The sequence below is a fragment of the Calyptranema fuscum S582 genome (assembly GCF_055793305.1).
On sequence record NZ_JBSLYH010000002.1, the window covers coordinates 287,949 to 308,881 of the forward strand.

At 46.3% G+C, this 20,933-nt stretch carries 13 protein-coding genes; 12 read left to right on the forward strand and 1 reads right to left on the reverse strand.

What is annotated here, in order from left to right; all coding sequences use genetic code 11:
• The first annotated feature begins 136 nt into the window (after positions 1-136).
• The 5 genes from ACR6Z4_RS02725 to ACR6Z4_RS02745 all read left to right on the forward strand — a co-directional run bounded on the left by ACR6Z4_RS02725 (position 137) and on the right by ACR6Z4_RS02745 (position 10,387).
• Entirely contained in the window at positions 137-280 is a 144-nt protein-coding gene (locus ACR6Z4_RS02725; RefSeq protein WP_479715674.1) for a hypothetical protein, read from the forward strand.
• A gap of 73 nt (positions 281-353) precedes the next feature.
• The gene (locus ACR6Z4_RS02730) at positions 354-1,253 is read left to right on the forward strand and encodes a LysR substrate-binding domain-containing protein (RefSeq protein WP_479715675.1); all 900 of its coding nucleotides are present in this window, start codon (positions 354-356) and stop codon (positions 1,251-1,253) included.
• A gap of 371 nt (positions 1,254-1,624) precedes the next feature.
• Positions 1,625-4,924 (forward strand): S41 family peptidase, encoded by a 3,300-nt coding sequence (locus tag ACR6Z4_RS02735; RefSeq protein ID WP_479715676.1) that lies wholly within the window; start codon positions 1,625-1,627, stop codon positions 4,922-4,924.
• A 190-nt stretch (positions 4,925-5,114) separates the two neighbouring features.
• Positions 5,115-7,388, forward strand: coding sequence for a TRAFs-binding domain-containing protein (locus tag ACR6Z4_RS02740; protein ID WP_479715677.1), 2,274 nt, complete (start codon positions 5,115-5,117; stop codon positions 7,386-7,388).
• A gap of 578 nt (positions 7,389-7,966) precedes the next feature.
• Positions 7,967-10,387, forward strand: coding sequence for a sucrose synthase (locus ACR6Z4_RS02745; protein WP_479715678.1), 2,421 nt, complete (start codon positions 7,967-7,969; stop codon positions 10,385-10,387).
• A 266-nt stretch (positions 10,388-10,653) separates the two neighbouring features.
• Here ACR6Z4_RS02745 and ACR6Z4_RS02750 read toward each other — a convergent pair whose 3' ends face one another.
• On the reverse strand, positions 10,654-11,493 hold the full coding sequence (locus ACR6Z4_RS02750; protein ID WP_479715679.1) for a helix-turn-helix transcriptional regulator: 840 nt from the start codon (positions 11,491-11,493) through the stop codon (positions 10,654-10,656).
• 131 nt (positions 11,494-11,624) lie between these two features.
• Here ACR6Z4_RS02750 and ACR6Z4_RS02755 point away from each other — a divergent pair, with 131 nt between their 5' ends.
• From ACR6Z4_RS02755 to cas7d, 7 genes are all read left to right on the forward strand, one after another.
• Entirely contained in the window at positions 11,625-11,825 is a 201-nt protein-coding gene (locus ACR6Z4_RS02755) for a hypothetical protein (protein WP_479715680.1), read from the forward strand.
• A 154-nt stretch (positions 11,826-11,979) separates the two neighbouring features.
• Positions 11,980-14,154 carry a type I-D CRISPR-associated helicase Cas3' gene (gene cas3 / locus ACR6Z4_RS02760; protein ID WP_479715681.1) on the forward strand — a complete coding sequence of 725 codons (2,175 nt, stop codon included), beginning with the start codon at positions 11,980-11,982 and terminating at the stop codon, positions 14,152-14,154.
• A gap of 341 nt (positions 14,155-14,495) precedes the next feature.
• Positions 14,496-14,681: a hypothetical protein gene (locus tag ACR6Z4_RS02765; protein ID WP_479715682.1), complete on the forward strand. Its 186-nt coding sequence runs from the start codon at positions 14,496-14,498 to the stop codon at positions 14,679-14,681.
• Between the two features lie 317 nt (positions 14,682-14,998).
• On the forward strand, positions 14,999-15,559 hold the full coding sequence (locus tag ACR6Z4_RS02770) for a Uma2 family endonuclease (protein ID WP_479715683.1): 561 nt from the start codon (positions 14,999-15,001) through the stop codon (positions 15,557-15,559).
• Between the two features lie 55 nt (positions 15,560-15,614).
• Positions 15,615-19,040 carry a type I-D CRISPR-associated protein Cas10d/Csc3 gene (gene cas10d / locus ACR6Z4_RS02775; protein WP_479715684.1) on the forward strand — a complete coding sequence of 1,142 codons (3,426 nt, stop codon included), beginning with the start codon at positions 15,615-15,617 and terminating at the stop codon, positions 19,038-19,040.
• Positions 19,041-19,044: 4 nt separating this feature from the next.
• Complete coding sequence (gene tnpA, locus ACR6Z4_RS02780; RefSeq protein WP_479715685.1) at positions 19,045-19,482, forward strand: IS200/IS605 family transposase; 438 nt, start codon at positions 19,045-19,047, stop codon at positions 19,480-19,482.
• Positions 19,483-19,940: 458 nt separating this feature from the next.
• Positions 19,941-20,933, forward strand: a complete 993-nt coding sequence (gene cas7d, locus ACR6Z4_RS02785; protein ID WP_479715686.1) for a type I-D CRISPR-associated protein Cas7/Csc2 — start codon at positions 19,941-19,943, stop codon at positions 20,931-20,933.

Genomic DNA, 20,933 nt, shown 5'->3' on the forward strand with positions numbered 1-20,933 from the left:
GTGTTGCAACCACTAAATTTTGCAACACGGGAGTTTGGGGGATGAAACCCCATCTTGGGGGTGCAGCCCCCTCCACCCCCTCTAAAACTTTTAAGTTGGTGTACTAGCCCTCTAAATCTCCCAATTCTGGGAGACTTTGACTTCAGAACCCCCCAAATTTGGGGGGCAGGGGGGCAATTCGGTTCGTTATTTCAGTGCCATGCAACCATCGGTTCACCCGGATGCAAAGGTTCATCGTCTTCAGACTGAAGCTGTGTTTGACGAGGTGTCATTAGAATAAAGAATCTAAAACTATATGTCCAATACTTTGTTCGCTTAGATACTATATTCTAAAAATATAGTTGTCCCAGTTCATGGAACTTCGCCATCTCCGTTACTTCATTGCTGTTGCAGAAGACTTAAACTTTAGTCGCGCAGCAGAGCGACTGCAAATTGCCCAGCCTCCCCTGAGTCAACAAATTCAAGCCTTAGAAGCAGAACTGGGAGTACAATTATTCGATCGCACAAAGCGCCCCCTCCAGTTGACCCTGGCAGGACAATCGTTTTTAGAAGAAGCTCGGCTCATTCTGGCGCAGTTAGAACAGGGCATCCGCAAAACACAGCGCATCCACCAGGGTGAATTGGGCTATTTAACCATCGACTTTACCAGCTCAATTGCCAATAGCGTTTTGCCTGACATTCTACGCACCTTTCGAGAACAGTATCCTGACGTCAAATTGATTTTGCGAGAAGAGAACAGCGCTTCCCAAATTCGCAGGTTGCGCGATCGCCAGACGGATATTATTTTTGTCTACCAATACGAACCGTTGACTGAAGCCAGTGATTTATCCATCATGCCCCTGGTGCAAGAATCGCTGGTTGTGGTCTTACCCAAAAGCCATCCTTTAGCAATACGACCTGCCCTTTCGTTAGCTGATTTGATGGATGAAGAATTTGTCATGCCCCTCCACAACGTAGTATCTGGCTTATCTGGGCAAATTTATCATCTGTGTTCGCACGTCGGATTTGTGCCAAAAATTGCCCAAGAGGCGGTCTTTATGGTCACCATTTTGGGCTTGGTGGCAGGCGGCATAGGCATCAGCATTCTTCCTGCCAGCGTCCAGACTCTACAACGCGATGGTGTGGTCTATCGTCCCATTCAAGAACAAACGTCTTCTGCAAAATTATCAGCCGTCTGGCGATCGCATTCTCCATCAGCGATCTTGCAGCAATTTCTGGCGATTACCCGGCGGTTTTGCCAACCTGAAGCGTGATGAACTGTCTCGACGGTTGCTACATATAGCAATCCTATTTGATTTGTGAAAATGATCGGTTGTGAAAGCGCCCGCCCTTCGGGCGGGCGCTTTCACAACTGACTCAGGATCGCTATATCATCTAGTGTTGCAACCACGAAATTTTGCAACATGGGGGTTTAGGGGCTGCGCCCCCTCTAAAACTTTTAAGTTGGTGTACTGACCTGCGATCGCTCAGACGTAAAGAAATCTGTGAAATTTACGGGCGATCGCAAATTCGACGTTTAAAATCAGAATTCGTTTTCGATTTAGATCCGTGAGATTCAGAAGCGGTTTCGTCCGTTCCTATCCCGCGCCAGCATCCCTTAACCCGTCGCAGCCAAACAACAGCAATGAGTAGACAGTCCGGTTACTATCGATTTCCAACAGTGCATGGCGATCGCGTAGTTTTTGTATGTGAAGATGATCTGTGGAGCGTTCCGATTAGCGGTGGCACAGCCATTCGATTAACTTCCAATTTAGGTGAAGTTTCACATCCCTTTTTATCTCCCGATGGCACTCAGTTAGCTTTTGTCGGACGCGAAGAGGGTCATGCCGAAATTTATGTCATGCCTGCGGAGGGTGGCACATCAAAACGGTTGACCTTTTTGGGGGCAAATTCGATTGTGGTGGGTTGGAGTGTAGACGGACACTCGATTGTGTTTGCCAGTATGGCAGCACAACCCTTTCGCCGGATTTATAACCTGTATACAGTCAGTCCGCTAGGGGGACTGCCAGAACGTCTTCCGGTAGGTTTGGCACATCACATTTCCTACGGTAAGGATGGCGGTGTCGTATTGGGTAGAAATACGAGTGATACTGCTCGTTGGAAACGATATCGCGGAGGAACAGCCGGAGTGCTCTGGATTGATCCAACAGGGTCAGGACAGTTTCACCGATTACTCAATTTACCCGGAAATTTAACGTCACCCATGTGGGTAGGCGATCGCATTTACTTTATTTCTGATCACGAAGGCATTGGTCATCTCTACTCTTGCACCCCGTCTGGTGACGACCTGCAACAACACACTCACAAACGCGACTATTACGTCCGCAATGCGACCACCGATGGGCAACGGATTGTTTATCATGCGGGTGCAGACCTGTTTTATTTCGATCCGGCAACCCAGACGGCACACACGATTGCGGTCGAGTTTCATAGTCCCCAGGTGCAACGACAACGCAAATTTGTTGATGCTGCCCGTTACTTAGAAGACTATGCCTTACATCCCGATGGGCATTCTGCGGTCGTTACCTGTCGGGGCAAAAGTTTTTGGTTTGGCAACTGGGAAGGCGCTGTAACGCAATTGGGTGAAGCTGATGGGGTACGCTATCGGTTGACCCGTTGGCTCAATGACAAAAAGCGATTCGTCACGATTTCTGAAGCCACGGGGGTCGAAACCCTGGAGATTCACAGTCCGGATTTGGATACGGCACCGGAGCGATTAGAGGGACTGGACTTGGGACGGGCGATCGCCCTGCAAGTGTCGCCAACAGATGATCAGGTAATTTTATCGAACCATCGTCATGAGTTGCTTGTCGTTGACCTGGTTAGCAAACAACGTCGAGTCCTCGATCGCAGCCAACATGGACGGATTGGCGGGTTTTCCTGGTCGCCCGATGGCAAATGGGTTGCCTATGGATTTCCTGAAACCCAACGGACATCGGTGATTAAATTGTGCCACCTGCCAGAGGGCAGCACCCATCGGCTGACCACCCCCCAGTTTGTTGACTTTTCCCCTGCGTTTGACCCCGATGGCAAATTTATTTACTTCCTGTCCTATCGCGAGTTCAACCCGGTCTACGATAGCCTGTATTTTGACCTGGGCTTTCCGCGTGGCATGCGACCGTTTCTAATCACTCTCAAACAAGAAACGCCGTCACCCTTTGTGCCACAGCCTAAACCGCTGGTTGATAAAAAAGATAGTAAAGATAACGCGGCTAAAAAAGCAGAAGAAAAGCCGGAAGCAACGGCTGAAGAATCCGCCACACCGTCTGAATCGGAGCCGTCTGCCAGTGCCGATAATAAATCCGATAGCAAAGCAGTCGCCGCCCTTGAAATAGACCTGGATGGAATCGAACATCGAGTCGTCGGTTTTCCGGTGCCAGAGGGTCGCTATCGCCAGATTTGGGGACTTTCAGGAAAAGTTTTGTTTAGCTCGGTGCCCATTCAAGGTAGCCTGGATCACGATCGCTTTGCGGAGGAAGCGGAAGCGGAAACTCTGCTGGAAATCTACGACTTTGATAAACAAAAGAAGGAAACCATCACTACCAACATCACCAGCTTTAAGGTGGCAAACGATAAGGAAACGTTGATATATCGATCGGGCAATCATCTGCGCGTTTGCACCGCTACACCCCAGGCTAAAAATGGCAAACCCGACGATGAACCGGGGCGCAAAACAGGTTGGCTCGACCTGCGACGCATCAGAGTTTCGGTTGTGCCTGCGTTAGAGTGGCAGCAAATGTTTCGAGAAGCATGGCGATTGCAGAAGGAACATTTTTGGGTCGAAGATATGTCAGGGGTTGACTGGGATCATGTTTTCCAACGCTATCGACCGCTGCTAGATAAGGTATCGACTCGCTCTGAATTTTCGGATCTGATTTGGGAATTACAGGGAGAATTAGGCACCTCCCATGCGTATGAAATGGGGGGCGATTATCGTCGCTCTCCACGATATGTATTGGGATTTTTGGGCGCAGATCTCAGTTACGATGAAGCGTCAAATGCGTATCGAATTGAGCATATTGTTCGGGGCGATTCGTGGAATGAACGCGCCGATTCGCCGCTCAATCGTCCAGGAACAAATGTTAAGGTTGGCGACCTAATTTTAGCCGTAGGCGGACGCCGGGTAAGCCGCGATCGCTCTCCCCATGAACTGTTGGTACACCAGGCAGATACTGACGTTACTCTGACCATTCGCAGTGCTGAGACCGACGAAACGCGCACCGTTACCATTAAAACACTGGGGCATGATATGCGCGCCCGTTACCGCGAATGGGTCGAACGCAATCGCCAAATCGTCCATGCTCGCACGAATGGACAGGTCGGCTATGTCCATGTGCCCAATATGGGACCCGATGGCTATGCCGAATTTCATCGTTCCTATGCCGTTGAAGCCGAACGGGGCGGTTTGATTGTCGATGTTCGTTACAACGGTGGCGGTCATGTGTCGCAGTTGATTTTAGAAAAGCTATCGCGTAAACGAATCGGCTATGATGTCTCGCGCTGGGGCAATCCCGAATCGTATCCTGCCGACGCCGTTGCCGGACCCCTGGTGGCAATTACCAATGAACACGCCGGATCGGATGGCGATATTTTCAGCCATTGCTTTAAGTTGATGAAACTCGGCACCCTGATTGGCAAACGCACCTGGGGCGGGGTAATTGGTATTTGGCCGCGTCATTCCCTGGTCGATGGCAGCATTTTGACCCAACCGGAGTTTTCTTTCTGGTTTGTTGATGTCGGCTGGAAGGTTGAGAACTACGGTACAGATCCCGATATTGAAGTCGATATTGCGCCGCAAGACTGGGCAAAGGGCGACGATCCGCAACTGGAAAAAGCCCTTCAGGTGATTTTGGCACATCTAAACGAAAATCCCGTTACAATCCCTGATTTTGGCGATCGCCCCCAACTCACCTTACCGGACTAAAAATCACAGCGCTATACAAGTAGGATCATTTTTTCCCGTGCGGTAAGAAATCTGCTGTAAAACTACAATAGCCCCTGAAAAACATCTCAATCGGGGGTCGTCACGTTTGCTTGATCCGGTGGAGTTATGCCAGCATAGCCCCATCGGATCAACCGTTTAGGATAAACCTGCTTGGTTATCGGAGGCTTCCTTGAGTTACACGCCAGAGCCGATCGACACATCCCATATCATCCTGTCATCGGAGTATCAACACCTGGCAGAGCAACTCGCCAGCCATAGCCATGATCGTTGGGCAAAAAACTTGATGGAGCAAGGCTGGCAGTATGGCACATCCTACAACGAGCGATCGCACCGGCATCCTAATCTGGTGCCCTATGCAGATCTCCCCGAACCAGAACAAAAAAATCGTGCATTGCCAATTTGGGAAACCTTGAAAACCCTGCTGGCACTGGGATATCGAGTAGAATCGCAAGAGCGACATGACCTCAATACAGCGTTATTAGAAGAAGAAGACCTGGTCACCCTGTTACAACATTTAAAGTCCGAGTCGCATTTGAATCTGGCAATGCTGCTGAACCTGCGGCGAGAAACCATTCACTTGCAACCACGCACACCCGAAATTTATCGAGTCTTGGGAGATTCTTTTTTGCAATTGGGTGAACCGTTGATGGCATACGACCTGATTGCCGAAGGGTTAACCCATTGGTCTACCGACTTACGCTTGCAGCAGTTGTTGGCATTGGCATTAGCCCGCAGTGGTTCGACAGTGTCAGCCAATACGCTGTTACTCAAATTGGTCGCGACCGGACAACGGGATGAAGAAACGTTGGGGCTGTTAGCTCGTACCCACAAAGACCTCTGGCTTCAAGCCAGTGACCCCAGCAGTCGTCAGCAGCACTTGAGATTGGCTGCCGAACGCTATCAACAAGCCTACCAACTCAGCCATAGCGTATGGACGGGGATTAACGCAGCCACGATGGCAAGGGTGATGGGTGAAACGGAGCAGGCGCAGGCATTAGCCTGTGAAGTACGCGATCGCTGTTTGCAGGTACTATCACATCGCTCCAGCTATACCAGTGAAGAGTATTGGCTATTGGCAACTCTGGGTGAAGCCGCTTTGATTTTGTCAGAATGGTCAGCTGCCGAAGATTTCTATCGTCAAGCTGTAGAGGTTGGCAAAGGACGCTTTGGCGATCTGAGTTCTAGCCGACGCAATGCGATGTTATTGGTGCAGCATTTATCTGGCGATCTAGAGCAGGTCAAACGCTGGTTTCAGATTCCTCGCGTGGTGGTGTTTTGTGGGCATATGATCGATCGCCCTCAGCGTACCCAGCCTCGCTTTCCTGAAGAATTAGAACCCGTCGTTTATGCTGCAATTCGCGATCGCCTGAAACAACTCGATGCCCGTCTGGGCTATGCTTCTGCCGCCTGCGGGTCTGACATCCTGTTTTTAGAAGCCATTCGAGAGTTGCAGGGTGAGTTGCACATCATCCTGCCCTACGATCGCCAACAATTTATTCAAGATTCCGTTAATATTATCCCCGACACAACCTGGGTCAACCGCTTTGAGCAACTAACCCAACACGCAACCGAGGTGATTATTGCCTCCACCCAAAAACTTCAAGAAAACAATGTCGTCTACGAATATTCCAACCGGCTGCTGCATGGGTTAGCCAAAATGCGAGCCGACCAATTGGGAACCGATTTGGTACCCATGGCTGTGTGGAATGGTAGATCGGGAGATGGCATGGGCGGCACCGCCGACACGATTGCCCATTGGCAACAATGGACAGATGCCATAGAAATTATCGATCTGGAAACCCTGTTGCACCAAACACCCCTCCAGTCGCCCAGCCTCAATCTAACGCCGATGGCGATCGCCACTCCTGCTGCGGAGCCAACCCTCTCCAGCACACCCGCCTCACCCATCGACCAACAAATACGAGCCTTGTTGTTTGCCGATGTAACGCAATATAGCCAGTTATTAGAAAACCAATATATTCCCTTTGCTCAACATTTTTTGGGAGCGATCGCCACGCTGACGCAACAAAAGACGTACCGACCGCTGCTGAAAAATACCTGGGGAGATGCCTTATACTTCGTCTTTACGACAGTGCAGCAAGCAGGACAGTTTGCCCTCGATTTGTGCGATTTAGTACAGCAGATTGACTGGTCCAGTAAAGGTTTACCCGCCGATCTCAATTTACGCATTGCTCTCCACGCAGGTCCCGTTGAACGCAACATCGATCCGATTACCGGACAAATCAACTACGTCGGCACTCATGTCAATCACACCGCGCGGATTGAACCGATTACACCACCCGGTAAAGTCTATGCCAGCCAAGCGTTTGCGGCGATCGCTGCTTCCGAAGAATTAAAAGATTTTACCTGCGATTACGTCGGACAAATGCCCTGGGCAAAACGCTATGGCACCTTCCCAACCTATCATGTGCATCGCCGTTAAGAATTATGGCTTTAATCACCTGTAAGGTTGTGTTGTGAGGCACTGCGATTCTAAGAGATTTCTGGTTCTAAGGACTGTGGATTAAATCAGATCGAAATTAACTCGTTTGCAAGAGCGAACGGCGGTTCGCCCATACCACAAAAAATCGTTACATGCATACCACTACCCAGGATGGGATGGCTATATTTAGGGTCACAAATTAAATAAAACCCGGAAGTTTATTGTTGGAAGCGCGGCGACGCCGCGCTTCCAACAATAAATCTTCGGCTTTATTAAATCCACGATCCTTAATTTGTGATCTTAGAAGCGTAAATCTATAGATAGAGAGACGGCGTTTGGCAGAGAAAGACGTTTAATGGGGCATGTTGCTTACTTTTTTGAAGCGTAGAGCCTGAAAATCGATGGGTGTCTTAAGCATCGTTGATTTAATCAAGCTTAATTTTTTCGAGAGAGTAACGGCTCTGCTGTTGCTCCCTCGAAAAAATGGCAGGCTAATGAATCTGTGATTCTACGCCTCGATTTTTGCAAGGTTTGCATCAATCTGTATTATCTGTAACCGAGAGTAACCGAGGATCCTTATGTCTGACCTACTCCAGTCTGTTCTAGAAAGTGATGAAAAGACCGATCTGCGGCAATTCCTGATTGAGTTGCATCGCCAGGAACCCCGCTACTTCTTGCGGAATGACATTGTCATTACTTTTACGAACTACTGCGAATCTCAGAACAAGCCCTCTAGCTTTCAACATACGTCGCACTTGGGCAAGCTGATTGATGTTACTCAAGAAATTATCTTAGAGAATGATAGTTCGTGTTTGATTATTCGCCCTGAAATTGCCAGTCAAGAAATCTACCGAATCACGGAAGATTTGCGAATGGAACGGTTGAGCAGCCAGGAATTATTAGATTTGCGCGATCGCCTGGTCAATCGTTCGCACCCCAATGAAGGCAATATCCTGGAGCTAGATTTCCAATCGTTTTATGACTATTCGCCCCGCCTGCGCGACCCCAAAAATATTGGCAAAGGGTTGCAATTTCTTAACCGTTATCTTTCTAGCAAACTGTTTCAAGATGCACGGCAAGGGTTAGAGCAGTTGTTTCATTTTTTGAGTTTACATGCCTATCATGGGGCTCAACTGCTGATCAATGAACGGATTAAAAACCAGGAACAACTCTCGACTCAGGTGAAACGGGCACTAACCTTTGTCGGCAATCGTCCGGCAGATCAGCCCTACGAAGACTTTCGGTTTGACTTGCAATCATTGGGGTTTGAGCCGGGATGGGGCAATACGGCTGGACGGGTGGGCGAAAGCCTGGAGTTACTCGATTCATTATTGGATTCACCCGATCACCAGACTCTAGAAGCCTTCCTCTATCGCATTCCCATGATCTTTCGGATTGTGTTGGTGTCGGTGCATGGGTGGTTTGGCCAAGAAGGCGTCTTAGGGCGGCCCGATACAGGCGGACAGGTGGTTTATGTGTTGGATCAGGCAAGAAGTCTGGAACACCAATTGCAAGAAGATATTACCCTGGGTGGGCTAGATTCACTCAATGTCAAACCGAAGGTAATTATTCTCAGTCGCCTGATTCCCAACAATGATGGGACTCGCTGTAACCAACCTTTAGAAAAAGTCTACGGTACAGACAATACCTGGATTTTGCGGGTGCCGTTCCGAGATTTTAACCCCAACCTGACGCAAAATTGGATCTCGCGGTTTGAAATCTGGCCCTATCTGGAAACCTATGCGATCGATGCCGAAAAAGCATTGCTGGCAGAGTTTCAGGGCAAGCCTGATTTGATTGTGGGCAACTATAGCGATGGCAACCTGGTAGCATTTTTGCTGGCACGGCGGTTGGGTGTGACGTATAGCATCGTCGCTCATGCCTTAGAAAAGTCGAAGTATCTGTTTAGTAACCTCTACTGGCATGATCTCGAAGATCAATATCATTTTTCCTTGCAATTCACGGCTGACTTGATTGCTATGAATGCTGCCAATTTTATTATTAGCAGCACCTATCAAGAAATCGTCGGAACACCCGATAGTGTGGGACAGTATGAGTCCTATAAGTGTTTCACCATGCCCGAACTCTATCATGTTGTCGATGGCATCGAACTATTCAGCCCCAAATTTAACGTAGTACCACCGGGGGTAAATGAGGCATACTTCTTCCCCTATACCAACACAGTCGATCGCTTGTTGTCAGAGCGCGATCGCCTGGAGCAAATGCTATTTACTGATGACGACCCAGAGCATATCTTTGGCAGCTTAACCGACCCCAGCAAACGACCCTTGTTTTCTATGGCACGGCTGGATCGAATCAAAAATCTCACAGGTTTAGCTGAATGTTTTGGTAAAAGTGCAGCCTTGCAAGATCGTTGTAATTTAATTTTGATTGCTGGGAAACTGCGAACTGAAGATACTACCGACCACGAAGAAGCTACCGAAATCGAAAAGCTATACGGCATTATTGAGCAATACAACTTGCATGGCAAAATTCGTTGGTTGGGGGTGCGGCTGTCTAAATCTGACTCTGGCGAGATTTATCGGGTGATTGGCGATCGCCAGGGTGTCTTTGTTCAACCGGCTTTATTTGAAGCCTTTGGGTTAACCATTTTAGAATCAATGATTACAGGGTTACCCACCTTTGCCACTCGATTTGGGGGTCCCTTAGAAATCATTCAAGATCAGGTCAATGGGTTTTATATCAACCCCACCCAGCACGAAGAAATGGCAGAAATCATTGATACATTTGTCAGCAAATGCGATCATCAACCCAATTATTGGCTGGAAATTTCGCAACGAGCGATGGAACGGGTTTACAGTAGCTATACCTGGAAGATTCATACCACTCGCCTGTTGACCCTGGCACGGATCTATGGCTTCTGGAATTATATTTCTCAAGAAAATCGCGAAGATATGCTGCGCTATGTGGAATCATTATTTCACTTGCTCTACAAACCCAGAGCACAAGCCTTAATGGAACAACATATGCATCGATAAAAGCCCCGGGTAAATTGCGTGACGTCCAAATTGTTGAGAGAGAGCCACGCTTCGCGTGGCTCTCTCTCAGCTACCGTAATCTCGGTAGTACCTTTGGGGGAAGGGTCAACAAAATAAGACGGCTTATGTGAAGAGCAATGCACAGGTGGGTTGCGATCGCTCAGCCATTCATTACTGATATCGGCAGGTTTAGCTTCATAGGCAACGGCTAACCCTTTGAGCAACTGCCTGTTAAATAAAGCATATTGGGACAACCACCTGTAGAGTCAAGTATTATATTGCTCAACCATTGCTAATAGTTCTTGTTTGAAGCGATCGCGCACCTCATCGGGCGACACAATCACACATTCAGAGCCGTAACGTCGCACTTCCCGCATCAGCCAAAAGGGATTTACAACCCGTCGCATAACTTGTCGTACACCATCAATTACTTCATCTTTCAAGTCATCAGCTTTAGGTTCATAGGCATTCACTAACCAGCTTTTGAAGTGTAGCTGTACTGTAATTGCATCAAAGCAATCTCGCCACTCTCCACTGATTGGAAAAATAGCCTGGATGCGATCGAGTCTGAGACAGCGGTTATGCCTAAGTTCAGGTAAATCGTTGCTATCCTCGGTTTCATCACACCAAATTTGAAGGTAATAACGTTTTTCGTAAAAAATAACTTCGGCATAGCGAACCCTGTATTCCAGGGGGCGTCCCTGAGAGTTCTGGTAAACCAAATGAAAGGGCTGCTTTTGAGCAATAAGCTGATCGACCTGAATTCGCCAACCTTCTAACGGTTGGCTAATTTGCTGAATAAGGCTCTGACGTAAAGGAGCCTCCAGTTCTCCACGCTCGATTAAAAGTGTAAGTACACTTCTGGCTTCTTCAACGTGTCCCGCATCGATCAAGTCTCGGACACCCTGGCACAAAGCTTTAACTTGAGCCGCATGGAGTCTAAATGGTTGCCCCACTTCAACCTCCTGTTGGGCAATGGCAGCAATTAGACCAGATGCACTGGGATTGTTGCCCCAACGGATATCCAGACGTTTTGCGATCGCTTCCAACTTTTCCTTCGTTCCGGGTGGAACGGATAGGGTTAAGGTTTCCTTTTTTCTAGGCATTTTCTAGGAAAAATTAGAATACAATTGCACTCATGAGAAAGTTATGTAATACTCTCTTGTTAGAATTACATTCTACCACTTTAACACCGAGTTTAAGTATGCTTTTTGGCGTTTGAGCCAGGGAGATTGCAATGACACAGTTAGAAAAGCTGTCTGCGGTGCTGGCGGATGGTCACTGGCACTCAACGGGAGAACTGGTACAGGAGGTGGGACACCGCTTTTCTGCCACTATGTATACGGCTACCAAGAAACACGGCTACTGCTTTGAGAAGCGAAGTGGGGGCGATCGCCAGTATGAGTACCGAATGATGGTGGGGCGATCGGTTGTTTAGCGATCGTTGGTTCTACTGCTCTATTTGATGATTAAGCAGTTGTAATGATTAGAGCTTCTAATCTGAACTGTGGATAAACTGTGTCCACAGTGGATATTGGAAGCGGAGATTTAAAGAGGGCAGGATTGGTTAGACGAGCTTTCGAGATGTAACTATGTCTATCTATTCAATTACACTTAAGCCTGTTTACTCTGAAACTATTGTGACACCAAACAATGTTCATGTTCCTGACGGATGGTCACTATCTTGGCATCAAGTAGAAACGTTAAAAGCTTTACGTGACCCGCAGATTGATGTTGTGTTCAATACAGCAATGACAGGTGACGGTAAGAGCTTAGCGGCTTACTTAGATGTGCTTCAAGGTGAATGTTCCGCCATTGGGCTTTATCCAACCAATGAACTTGCTCGTGATCAGGAAACGCAAACAAGAAACTATATTGCACAATTTCAGCCACTGAATGATCCACGGGTCACTCAATTAAGCGGTGCGGAATTAGAGATTTATGCGGAAAATGAAGGGCTACGAAAAGGAGCAGCGATCGCAACTCGCACGAATCAGTCTGAAGTTCTGCTAACCAATCCTGATATCTTTCATTACTTACACCGAGGTGCGTATTTATTGCCAGATGATAGTCCTGACAAACTCTGGGGACGTATTGATAAAGACTTTGATCTCTTTATATTTGATGAATTCCATGTTTTTAATGCTCCGCAGGTTGCCAGCGTTCTCAACACAATGCTGCTGATCCGATCAACCAACCGCCGCAAAAAGTTTCTTTTTCTTTCAGCTACGCCAAGCAAACAACTTCTACAACGTCTTGATGCTGCTGGAATCCGATATAAACAAATTGACCCTAATTTGGAGGGCAAATATCAGTTCCCTGATTCGCTAGAACAAATTCAGCAGTTGCAAGCACATAACTATCGATTAGTTGCACGGAGTATCCAGTTGAAGTTCGTTCCACTGGAGTCTAGCCCAAAAGCATCTGAAGCATGGTTACGAGAGAATAGTGATTTAATTCTGGCTCAGTTTCTACAGCATCCTGGCACGAAAGGCGCGATCATTCTCAATTCGATTGCAGCAGTTAAACGCCTCACACCATTCTTTCGGCAACTTCTAGAACCCTATGGTCTGACTGTTGGAGAGAATACAGGGCTATCTGGGAAAGAGGAAAGAGCGCGATCGCTAGATGCTGATTTAGTTTTGGGTACTAGCACCATTGATGTAGGGGTTGATTTCAAAATTAACTTTTTAATTTTTGAGTCAGCTGATGCCGGAAATTTTATTCAGCGACTAGGGCGGTTAGGGCGGCATGACGGTTATGAACAAAATGGTCAACAGATCCAGTTTGATGGTTTTACTGCCTATGCTTTAGTCCCCAATTTCTTGATAGAACGATTGTTTGAGGACAGTGCTGCACCCTTACAGGACAATGGCACTTACGATCGCCCGTTTTTCCACAATGCAATTAACGAAAAGTACAGACAGATCAATGATTTTCGAGGGTATTACCGTCGCTGGGGTGCAGTGCAGTCTCTATATCTTGGGCGTAAACTAGGCGATCGCACCATTCAGCAGCAGTATGCAGGTAGCTTGGAACTATTCAAGCAAACGTGTGAGCAAGTGTTTGAAACATCGTTGAATCGAGTAGCAGGTCAGGTGAGCGGTTGGGCAAAAGATTGGCAGCAGCTTTCGGGAAAAAATGGCAACCCAATTTATGAGGATGCGTTGAGTTTTCGGGGTTCTAGCCCATTGCAGTGCGGTCTTTATGATTTGACGGAAGCGAATGAAGCGGAGCGCTTCAAGACGTATGACTTACCAGGAATTTTAGGCAACCTGGAGATCGAAATGATGACAGAAGCAGCGTTTATGCGATCGCTCCAGGAAACGAAAGAACGTACCGGACAGCCCATTCCTAAAGGGCGGTTTGCTCACTGCCTTGCGTTCATGAAGCTGCGATCGTACCGAGAGGAGCGGTTGAACTGGAAGTTTACCTATGCTGGGGATTTACAGCCTATTGCTGATGCTTGGAAAGTACAGGTTTTAACAGGCATCCAGGTTTGGCAACCCGATAACCGTTGGGCTGGTGAAATCAACAAACGGTTATATAAGGAGGGTTTGGTCAGCTACGTTGTTCGTCGCCCTGTGAGTGAGGTACGACAACGGTTGCGCTTGCCAATGCACTTTCAGATTTACCCTATTAGCGATCAGTACAGCGTCCATGATGCGACTGCACCTCATGCGATCGCCTTTGGGCAGAGTGCATTGCTACTCGATACGTTGGCTTTTCAGTTTAAGAATGAGGGAGGCGAATTATGGATCGCCTAGTTTCAATCCCTGAAAGGGTTTTAGTGCGCTTATATGCGAGAAGAGGGCGTAAGCCTCCAAGTTCAGCATCGGAAGTTTCAATCCCTGAAAGGGTTTTGAGAATACTAACAGCATTCTTGCCCTCTTTGTTTCATGATACAACTTAAAGGGGTCTTCCGTAGCTGAACTTCATGAAGCTGTGCTATGGTCTACTTGGTGGCGTAAGCCTTCAAGTACAGGGACGGAGATTCGTAGCTCGAGACGGGTATGTATTACTTTACTTACTTTGTCGATTGCAACGCTAATACGGCTCTAGAAGTCAAAGCCGCCATCTGGAAAACCTTCACTATGAGGTAAAGCCAATGGCTAATTACGAACAGCTTGAACTCTTTGATCTGAAAGCTCATATATCTGGAAATCATCCTCCAGATATTTATGTCGTGGTACAGACAAAGCAGTTTCAAGGAGTTGAGAGTGAGCAACTTGAACTCAACCTCTTCCCAGATGAGCCTGATGAAAGTTACTTCGACTTGAAGCAGGCAGCGTAACTTTTGGATGGGGACAAAGAACTTGACCTGTTCAATGTTCCCTTCTTCAAGACCGTCAGGAAATGAATTTTCTGGCTTATAGCAGAAGTCTTCTAAAGAAGACTGAGATTAAGTTCCAGTCCATTTTAATGGACTTTAGCTCTTAGCCCGGAATTTATTCCAGGGCTGAGGTCGAAGCATTAGACCGCCAGGAAATGAATTTCCTGGCTCATAGCAGAAGTCTTCTAAAGAAGACTGAGATTAAGTTCCAGTCCATTTTAATGAACTTTAGCTCTTAGCTCGGAATTTATTCCAGGGCATTCTGAGGATAGAGAACAATGACAGTCCAAATCTTGCGAAAAAAATTTACGGTGGGGCAGTATCACCAGATGATTGAGTCGGGGATATTGACCGATTGCGATCGCGTTGAACTGATTAAAGGAGAAATTATTGAGATGTCCCCTGTAGGTCGGCGGCACGCGGCTTGTGTTGACCGTTTGACGGAATTGTTTGTTTTGCGTTTGGCATCTAGGGCAATCGTCCGCACTCAAAACCCAATTCGGCTCAGCGATGATTCTGAACCTCAACCTGATTTGGCTCTTTTGAGGAGACGAGATGACTTCTACGAAACGGGGCATCCTAAGCCGGAAGACATTTTTTTAGTAATTGAGGTATCTGACACAACCGTAGACTTTGACAGAGAGATTAAGATTCCAACTTATGCTGAGGAAGGTATTGCTGAAGCGTGGCTCATCGATTTAAATGCTCAAATCATTGAAGTTTATCAGCAACCTGTCCCGTCAGGTTATCAAAGCAAGCAGCAGTTTGATCGGGGGCAATCTATAACACTGCCTGGTTTCTCTGATATTCAGTTTGATATTGAGCAATTGTTAGGTTGATTGACTTCAGCTCAAAACAGATTAATCACTCCATTCACTTCACTGGAGGCATGAGATGGCTAAACAGCCGCAAGGTTCGCATGAGGAAAAACAGTTATCTTTGCTGAATCAGGATGCTGCGGAACTGGTGGCAGAGGGCGATGATTGGTTAATAGATGACTTAGGAGACGTAGAAGCAACTGATCGCACGATAGAACCTGCCCAACGGGAACTTCTAACGTTAAAGCTATTGCGCGAAGCAATTCGATCGCAGAATTTAGACGATTTGGTAATGCAAGATTTTGCAGAATATGTGTTGCCAAATTTGTTAAGAGTGGCGATCGGTGTAACTGCAAAGGGTGGCAAGTTTTTTGATGAACTGGATCAACGGCGAGAAGCTCAAGGCAAAGAAAAAGTTCGACGAGATAATGCGGCTGACCAGTCTCTCAACACTCACTTGCTCAATGGGCTATTCCCAGCGAATTTGATTGAGAAGCGTTTAGAGAAACTAAATACTACTGTTCGACGAGTTGTGCGAGAACGGGAACGTAGGTTAGTAATTTCTGCTTTCATTCTGCATGACTTTGAAAAATTTCCTGACACTCCAGACAATTGTCGCAAATTGCCACTGGAGCAGCATCGTCAAATTATTGATGAAAAGGTTCGTCAACTGGGTTTAGATCGTTTTATTGACCCTAATGATCCAGAAGCATACCAGATGTACCTGGATGACTTGTTGTGTATGGCATATAATGCCCAACGTCGCTGGGACACGAATTGGAACTTTTCAGAGTTTGGGTTAAATCCATCCCTGAAAGACCGTACCCTTCGTAGTCTTTCTGACCTGACTTGTTTGGCAGATTCATTAGCGTCGATTGTCAAACACCCTCAGGATGCGGAGCATCCACGTTTAAAGGAGTTAATTCACAGCCTCAGTGACGGACAGCTTAAATTCACCTATCACAGTATTGCTGAAAATCGGGGTGTTCTCACCAATGTTGTTAACAATGCTTTGATGGAGGCACACACGGGCTTAAATACCCCTGAGCATACTTACTATGAGGCACTGCTGTACTTGCCAACAGGTGTCATTTACTTAGCCGATCGCAATGCTCCTATTATTGATCCAAGAGACTTGCCCGGTCGTGTTGTGGCTAGCATCAAAAATCTCTGTGCAGGTCAATTGCGTCTTCGGCTAACAGGCTTTGGACGAGATGGCAAGGGGATGAAATATGCAGAGTATTACAACTTGTTTTTTGATGATCCAGGATTGATGCAAGTTGCTTTGGATGCAACCCTGCGGATTCTCAATCCAAATAAGGGTTCTGTTGCCAAGAGTCGTAGCCAAAATCTAACCAAGTTTCAACAACAGAACGTCTTACCAGCCAACTACAGCTTTGAGTTTGAAGACGATATCCGGATTGACCAACTTGCAGAATTTGGTGATTTGGTTAGCCGTAAGATTTGGGGTGAGCGGTTTATACGCCTTGAAGAAGCTCGTAAAAAATATGAAGCCGAACGCAAGAAGAAGAAAGAATTACCCGAACTTAACCCAGTTGATTTATTGCCGGAGCAATTAGTTCATAAAGTTGCTGAGTTTTGGCAGTTAGGCGAGTATTCACCTCAAATTGAGAAGATTCAAAAAATTAATGAGAGCTTGAAAGCTAATAAATTAACAGGCAACACAGGGGGAGTACCTTATGAGTGGTATTATCTGGCAGCAAAATACTTGGAACGTAATCCTGGAATTGAAAATTTACGAGACGTTTGTAGCCAGATCATTACTTATCTCTCTAGCCTGACTCAGCCATTTGTAGAACAGTATCAATTACCGGATGGTTGGAATGATTTGCGCCTGTGGGTTGAACGCATTGTTATGCTTCCTGCTGCAATTCAAAACCAAACGGTTGCTGAGCAGGCATCTCCTTTCTTGAAAGAACTAGCAGGCTACAACGCTGCTAAAAAGCCTGGTCGGGGAAGACAGCTGATCTGTTCTATCTCAAACTCTGCTTATACCGTGACTGAGCAGATGGAATCGGCTGTTCTATTTACTCCACAGGTTTATACCAACAAGCAGCATTTGGGTGGCTCCAATGCTAAACGCAATATCTCCAGCATCGCTGGGATCGAGATGATGTTGCGGCAGATTTTGATGAATCAAACGCAAGCTGTGGGTAAGCGATTTGAGGATGGAAAATATCGTTATCTCTACTTCTATCCAACGTATTACTTCACTCCAGAAACGAATAAGTTTTTGCAAAAGGCATACAGTGGCATTGCCCAGACCCGCTTTGATACAAGCATTCGTAATCACTTTGTATCCAAGGATATGCAGGCTGACTTAGGGCGCGATCGCTACCAAACAGTTGATGCCTTTTTGATTGACGAGGACTTGGAGCGCAAGAAACAACTTCCTGAAAGTGACCCACAGTTTAAGCGCGATCGCACCTTCAAATTGTCTTACCCCGATGATCAGCCTTTGACCTTCTACTTCATGGCACTTCCACCAGGGAAAGACCCCACGGACACCGAATCATGGGTGATGCCAGCTTGGTTAGCTTTTGCATTTCCAATGATTTTAGATGTCAAAACAGTCGTTTCAGAATCTCCAATTCCTCCCTTCAATGATGGGGCTGAATTTGAAGAGAGCGTCTTTCTTGATAGTGCGCCTCAGGCATTTCGAGTACTAACAGGGAAAGATCGATTTCGGCTTGATCATATTTTAGAAGGCTGGAATTCGCCAGATGGAATAAAGCAACCTGCACCACTCAACGTGCTAACAACTACTTACGCAATTCATCTTGATGTGAATGCTAAACAAGGAAAAGGAGGTTATGACGCAAACTGGGGCAGGCTGGCTGAACTTGCTAAAGATTTTGAAACAAGCCCCCTTTACGTTTTTAGTTACTTAAACCGTTGGGTGCGAAATCAGGGAGTCGAAACCGCTCGAATTGAAAAGATTCGACTTTATGCTTACCACTTCTATCCCTGTTTTGACCCTTATGCTCAATTTGATTCCGATTTGGAGGCACTAATTGTGGGAGAAGAATCACCATTGAACCATCCACAAAAATTGACAGAACTCTACCGCCGCTTCTACCGAGCGGGAAAACGGTACAACCCAAAATCTAATGCTGTATTAAAACCAATTGATATTGCGGCTGAAACCATCTTGAAAGCAGATTCAACTGTTTTTCAAGGGGAAACATTAGTCGCTGCTGTCGCTGCTGAAGTCTTTAAGCTAATGGATCGGGTTCATGCTTCAACTGCTGAGGGACGTTGGGTGATCAGCAAGCGCGAAGAGGAACGGCAGGCAGTTTTAGATTTTGCTCAGTATTTTGTGAAGGACGTTTTTGAGCTTGCTTTTGCAGGAGACCGTGCTCGTTTAGCAGGTCGGCAACTCAATCTGATTCGTGATACTTGCGAGTTTCTGTATCGCCTTGAAGATGATAAAGAGAACCAATCAAAAGGCGATCGAGCATCTCAAGAAATAGAGGAATAAGCCAATGGCATTTTGGCGGTTGTACTACCACTTTGTTTGGGCTACGAAAGAACGCAATCCAATCATCACTGCTGATTGTGAAATCAAGCTACACCAGTACATGATTGGTAAAGCTGATGCACTTAAATGTATTGTTTATGCCATTAATGGAACAGAAGATCATGTCCATATCATTGCTTCAATTCCACCAACTCTCTCTATTTCTGATTTTGTCAAAAATATCAAAGGAAGTAGTGCTCATCATATGAATCATGCTCTATCAAATCCACCCAAAAGTTTCGTATGGCAAGCTGGCTATGGGGTTTTCTCATTAGGCTCTAAACAACTTGATCAGGCTATTGCTTATGTGCAGAATCAGAAGACTCATCATGCTAAAGGCAGCATTATTAAGTCATTGGAACAAGAAACAAACGATGATGATATGCCTAAACGATGGCACTGACACATCTGGATGTCCTCTTTTCAGCTGGTGCTTTCCTTAGACCACCAGGAAATGAATTTCCTGGCTCATATCAAAAGTCCTCTGAACAGGACTAGCGCTATTTTCAGTCCATTGAAATGGACTTTGGCTATAAGCCTAGAAATTTATTTCTAGGCGCATTGGAAACCCATAAACCACCAGGAAATAAATTTCCTGGCTCATAGCATAAGTTCCCTAAAGAGGACTAGCGCTGTTTCCAGTCCATTTCAATAGACTTTGGCTATAAGCCTGGAAATTTATTTCTAGGTGCATTGGAAACCCATAAGCCACCAGGAAATAAATTTCCTGGCTCATAGCATAAGTCCACTAAAGAGGACTAACGCTGTTTCCAGTCCATTTCAATGGACTTTGGCTATGAGCCTAGAAATTTATTTCTAGGCAGACCAGCAATAAACCCTTAACCTACATGGAGATGAAATATGGCACTTTTAAAAACCGTAGATTCCAAATTCTTTCATCAGGAAATTCCCTACAAACCGATGGGCAAATACGTTCACTTTTTGACTATTCGCATCACAGAATCCTATCCACTTTTTCAAACAGATAGTGAGTTAAATAAGGCACGAGTGAGGGCAGGAATCGCAGACAAAACAACAATTAGTCGCCTTTCCATGTTCAAGCGAAAACAATCTACTCCAGAGCGTTTAGTGGGTCGAGAACTGCTTCGAACCTATGGTTTGATGACGGCTGAAGAGTGCGAGTACAACGTCAGCTTTGCTATGAATAACCCAGATTGCATCATCTATGGATTTGCGATCGGGGACTCTGGTTCGGAGAAATCCAAAGTTGTTGTAGACACTGCTTTTTCGATCAGTGCATTCGATGAGTCTCATGAAACATTCACTTTGAATGCTCCTTACGAAAATGGAACAATGAGCAAACAGGGGGAAGTGACTAGTCGGATTAATCAGCAAGACCACATCAAGCCTCAAGTATTCTTCCCTAGCATTGTGACTTTAAAAGACCCGACTGAAGCAAACTTCTTGTATGTATTCAACAATATTCTCAGGACGCGCCACTATGGAGCGCAAACAACACGTACTGGGCGCGTTCGTAATGAGTTAGTTGGTGTTGTGTTTGCAGATGGTGAAATTGTGAGTAATTTGCGCTGGACGCAAGCAATTTATGACCAAATGAAAGTAGATAAAACGCTCAAGACCCCTGATCCCTTAGATGAAGACGATGTGATGCAAGCAGCCAGATCAACAATTGAATCACTCATGTCTCAGGAATTTATCGTTCACACAGATTTTATTGGTGAGGCTTTCACTCCTTTACTCAATGAAGTTAAAACCTTGACAGGGAAAGAAGAAGGAATCAAGCAAGTCTTACAGCAAGCGGATCAAGACGCTAAAACCTATTTTGCTAAGCATGTTGAGAAACCCAAGAAGCCTGCTGCAAAAGCGGGGTAA

What these genes read in the sequence shown, in the direction of transcription:
- ACR6Z4_RS02730 (WP_479715675.1), top strand. Translation starts at nt 354, where the DNA reads ATGGAACTTCGCCATCTCCGTTACTTCATTGCTGTTGCAGAAGACTTA.
- ACR6Z4_RS02735 (WP_479715676.1), top strand. Translation starts at nt 1,625, where the DNA reads ATGAGTAGACAGTCCGGTTACTATCGATTTCCAACAGTGCATGGCGAT.
- ACR6Z4_RS02745 (WP_479715678.1), top strand. Translation starts at nt 7,967, where the DNA reads ATGTCTGACCTACTCCAGTCTGTTCTAGAAAGTGATGAAAAGACCGAT.
- ACR6Z4_RS02750 (WP_479715679.1), bottom strand. Translation starts at nt 11,493, where the DNA reads ATGCCTAGAAAAAAGGAAACCTTAACCCTATCCGTTCCACCCGGAACG.
- ACR6Z4_RS02755 (WP_479715680.1), top strand. Translation starts at nt 11,625, where the DNA reads ATGACACAGTTAGAAAAGCTGTCTGCGGTGCTGGCGGATGGTCACTGG.
- cas3 (WP_479715681.1), top strand. Translation starts at nt 11,980, where the DNA reads ATGTCTATCTATTCAATTACACTTAAGCCTGTTTACTCTGAAACTATT.
- ACR6Z4_RS02765 (WP_479715682.1), top strand. Translation starts at nt 14,496, where the DNA reads ATGGCTAATTACGAACAGCTTGAACTCTTTGATCTGAAAGCTCATATA.
- ACR6Z4_RS02770 (WP_479715683.1), top strand. Translation starts at nt 14,999, where the DNA reads ATGACAGTCCAAATCTTGCGAAAAAAATTTACGGTGGGGCAGTATCAC.
- cas10d (WP_479715684.1), top strand. Translation starts at nt 15,615, where the DNA reads ATGGCTAAACAGCCGCAAGGTTCGCATGAGGAAAAACAGTTATCTTTG.
- tnpA (WP_479715685.1), top strand. Translation starts at nt 19,045, where the DNA reads ATGGCATTTTGGCGGTTGTACTACCACTTTGTTTGGGCTACGAAAGAA.
- cas7d (WP_479715686.1), top strand. Translation starts at nt 19,941, where the DNA reads ATGGCACTTTTAAAAACCGTAGATTCCAAATTCTTTCATCAGGAAATT.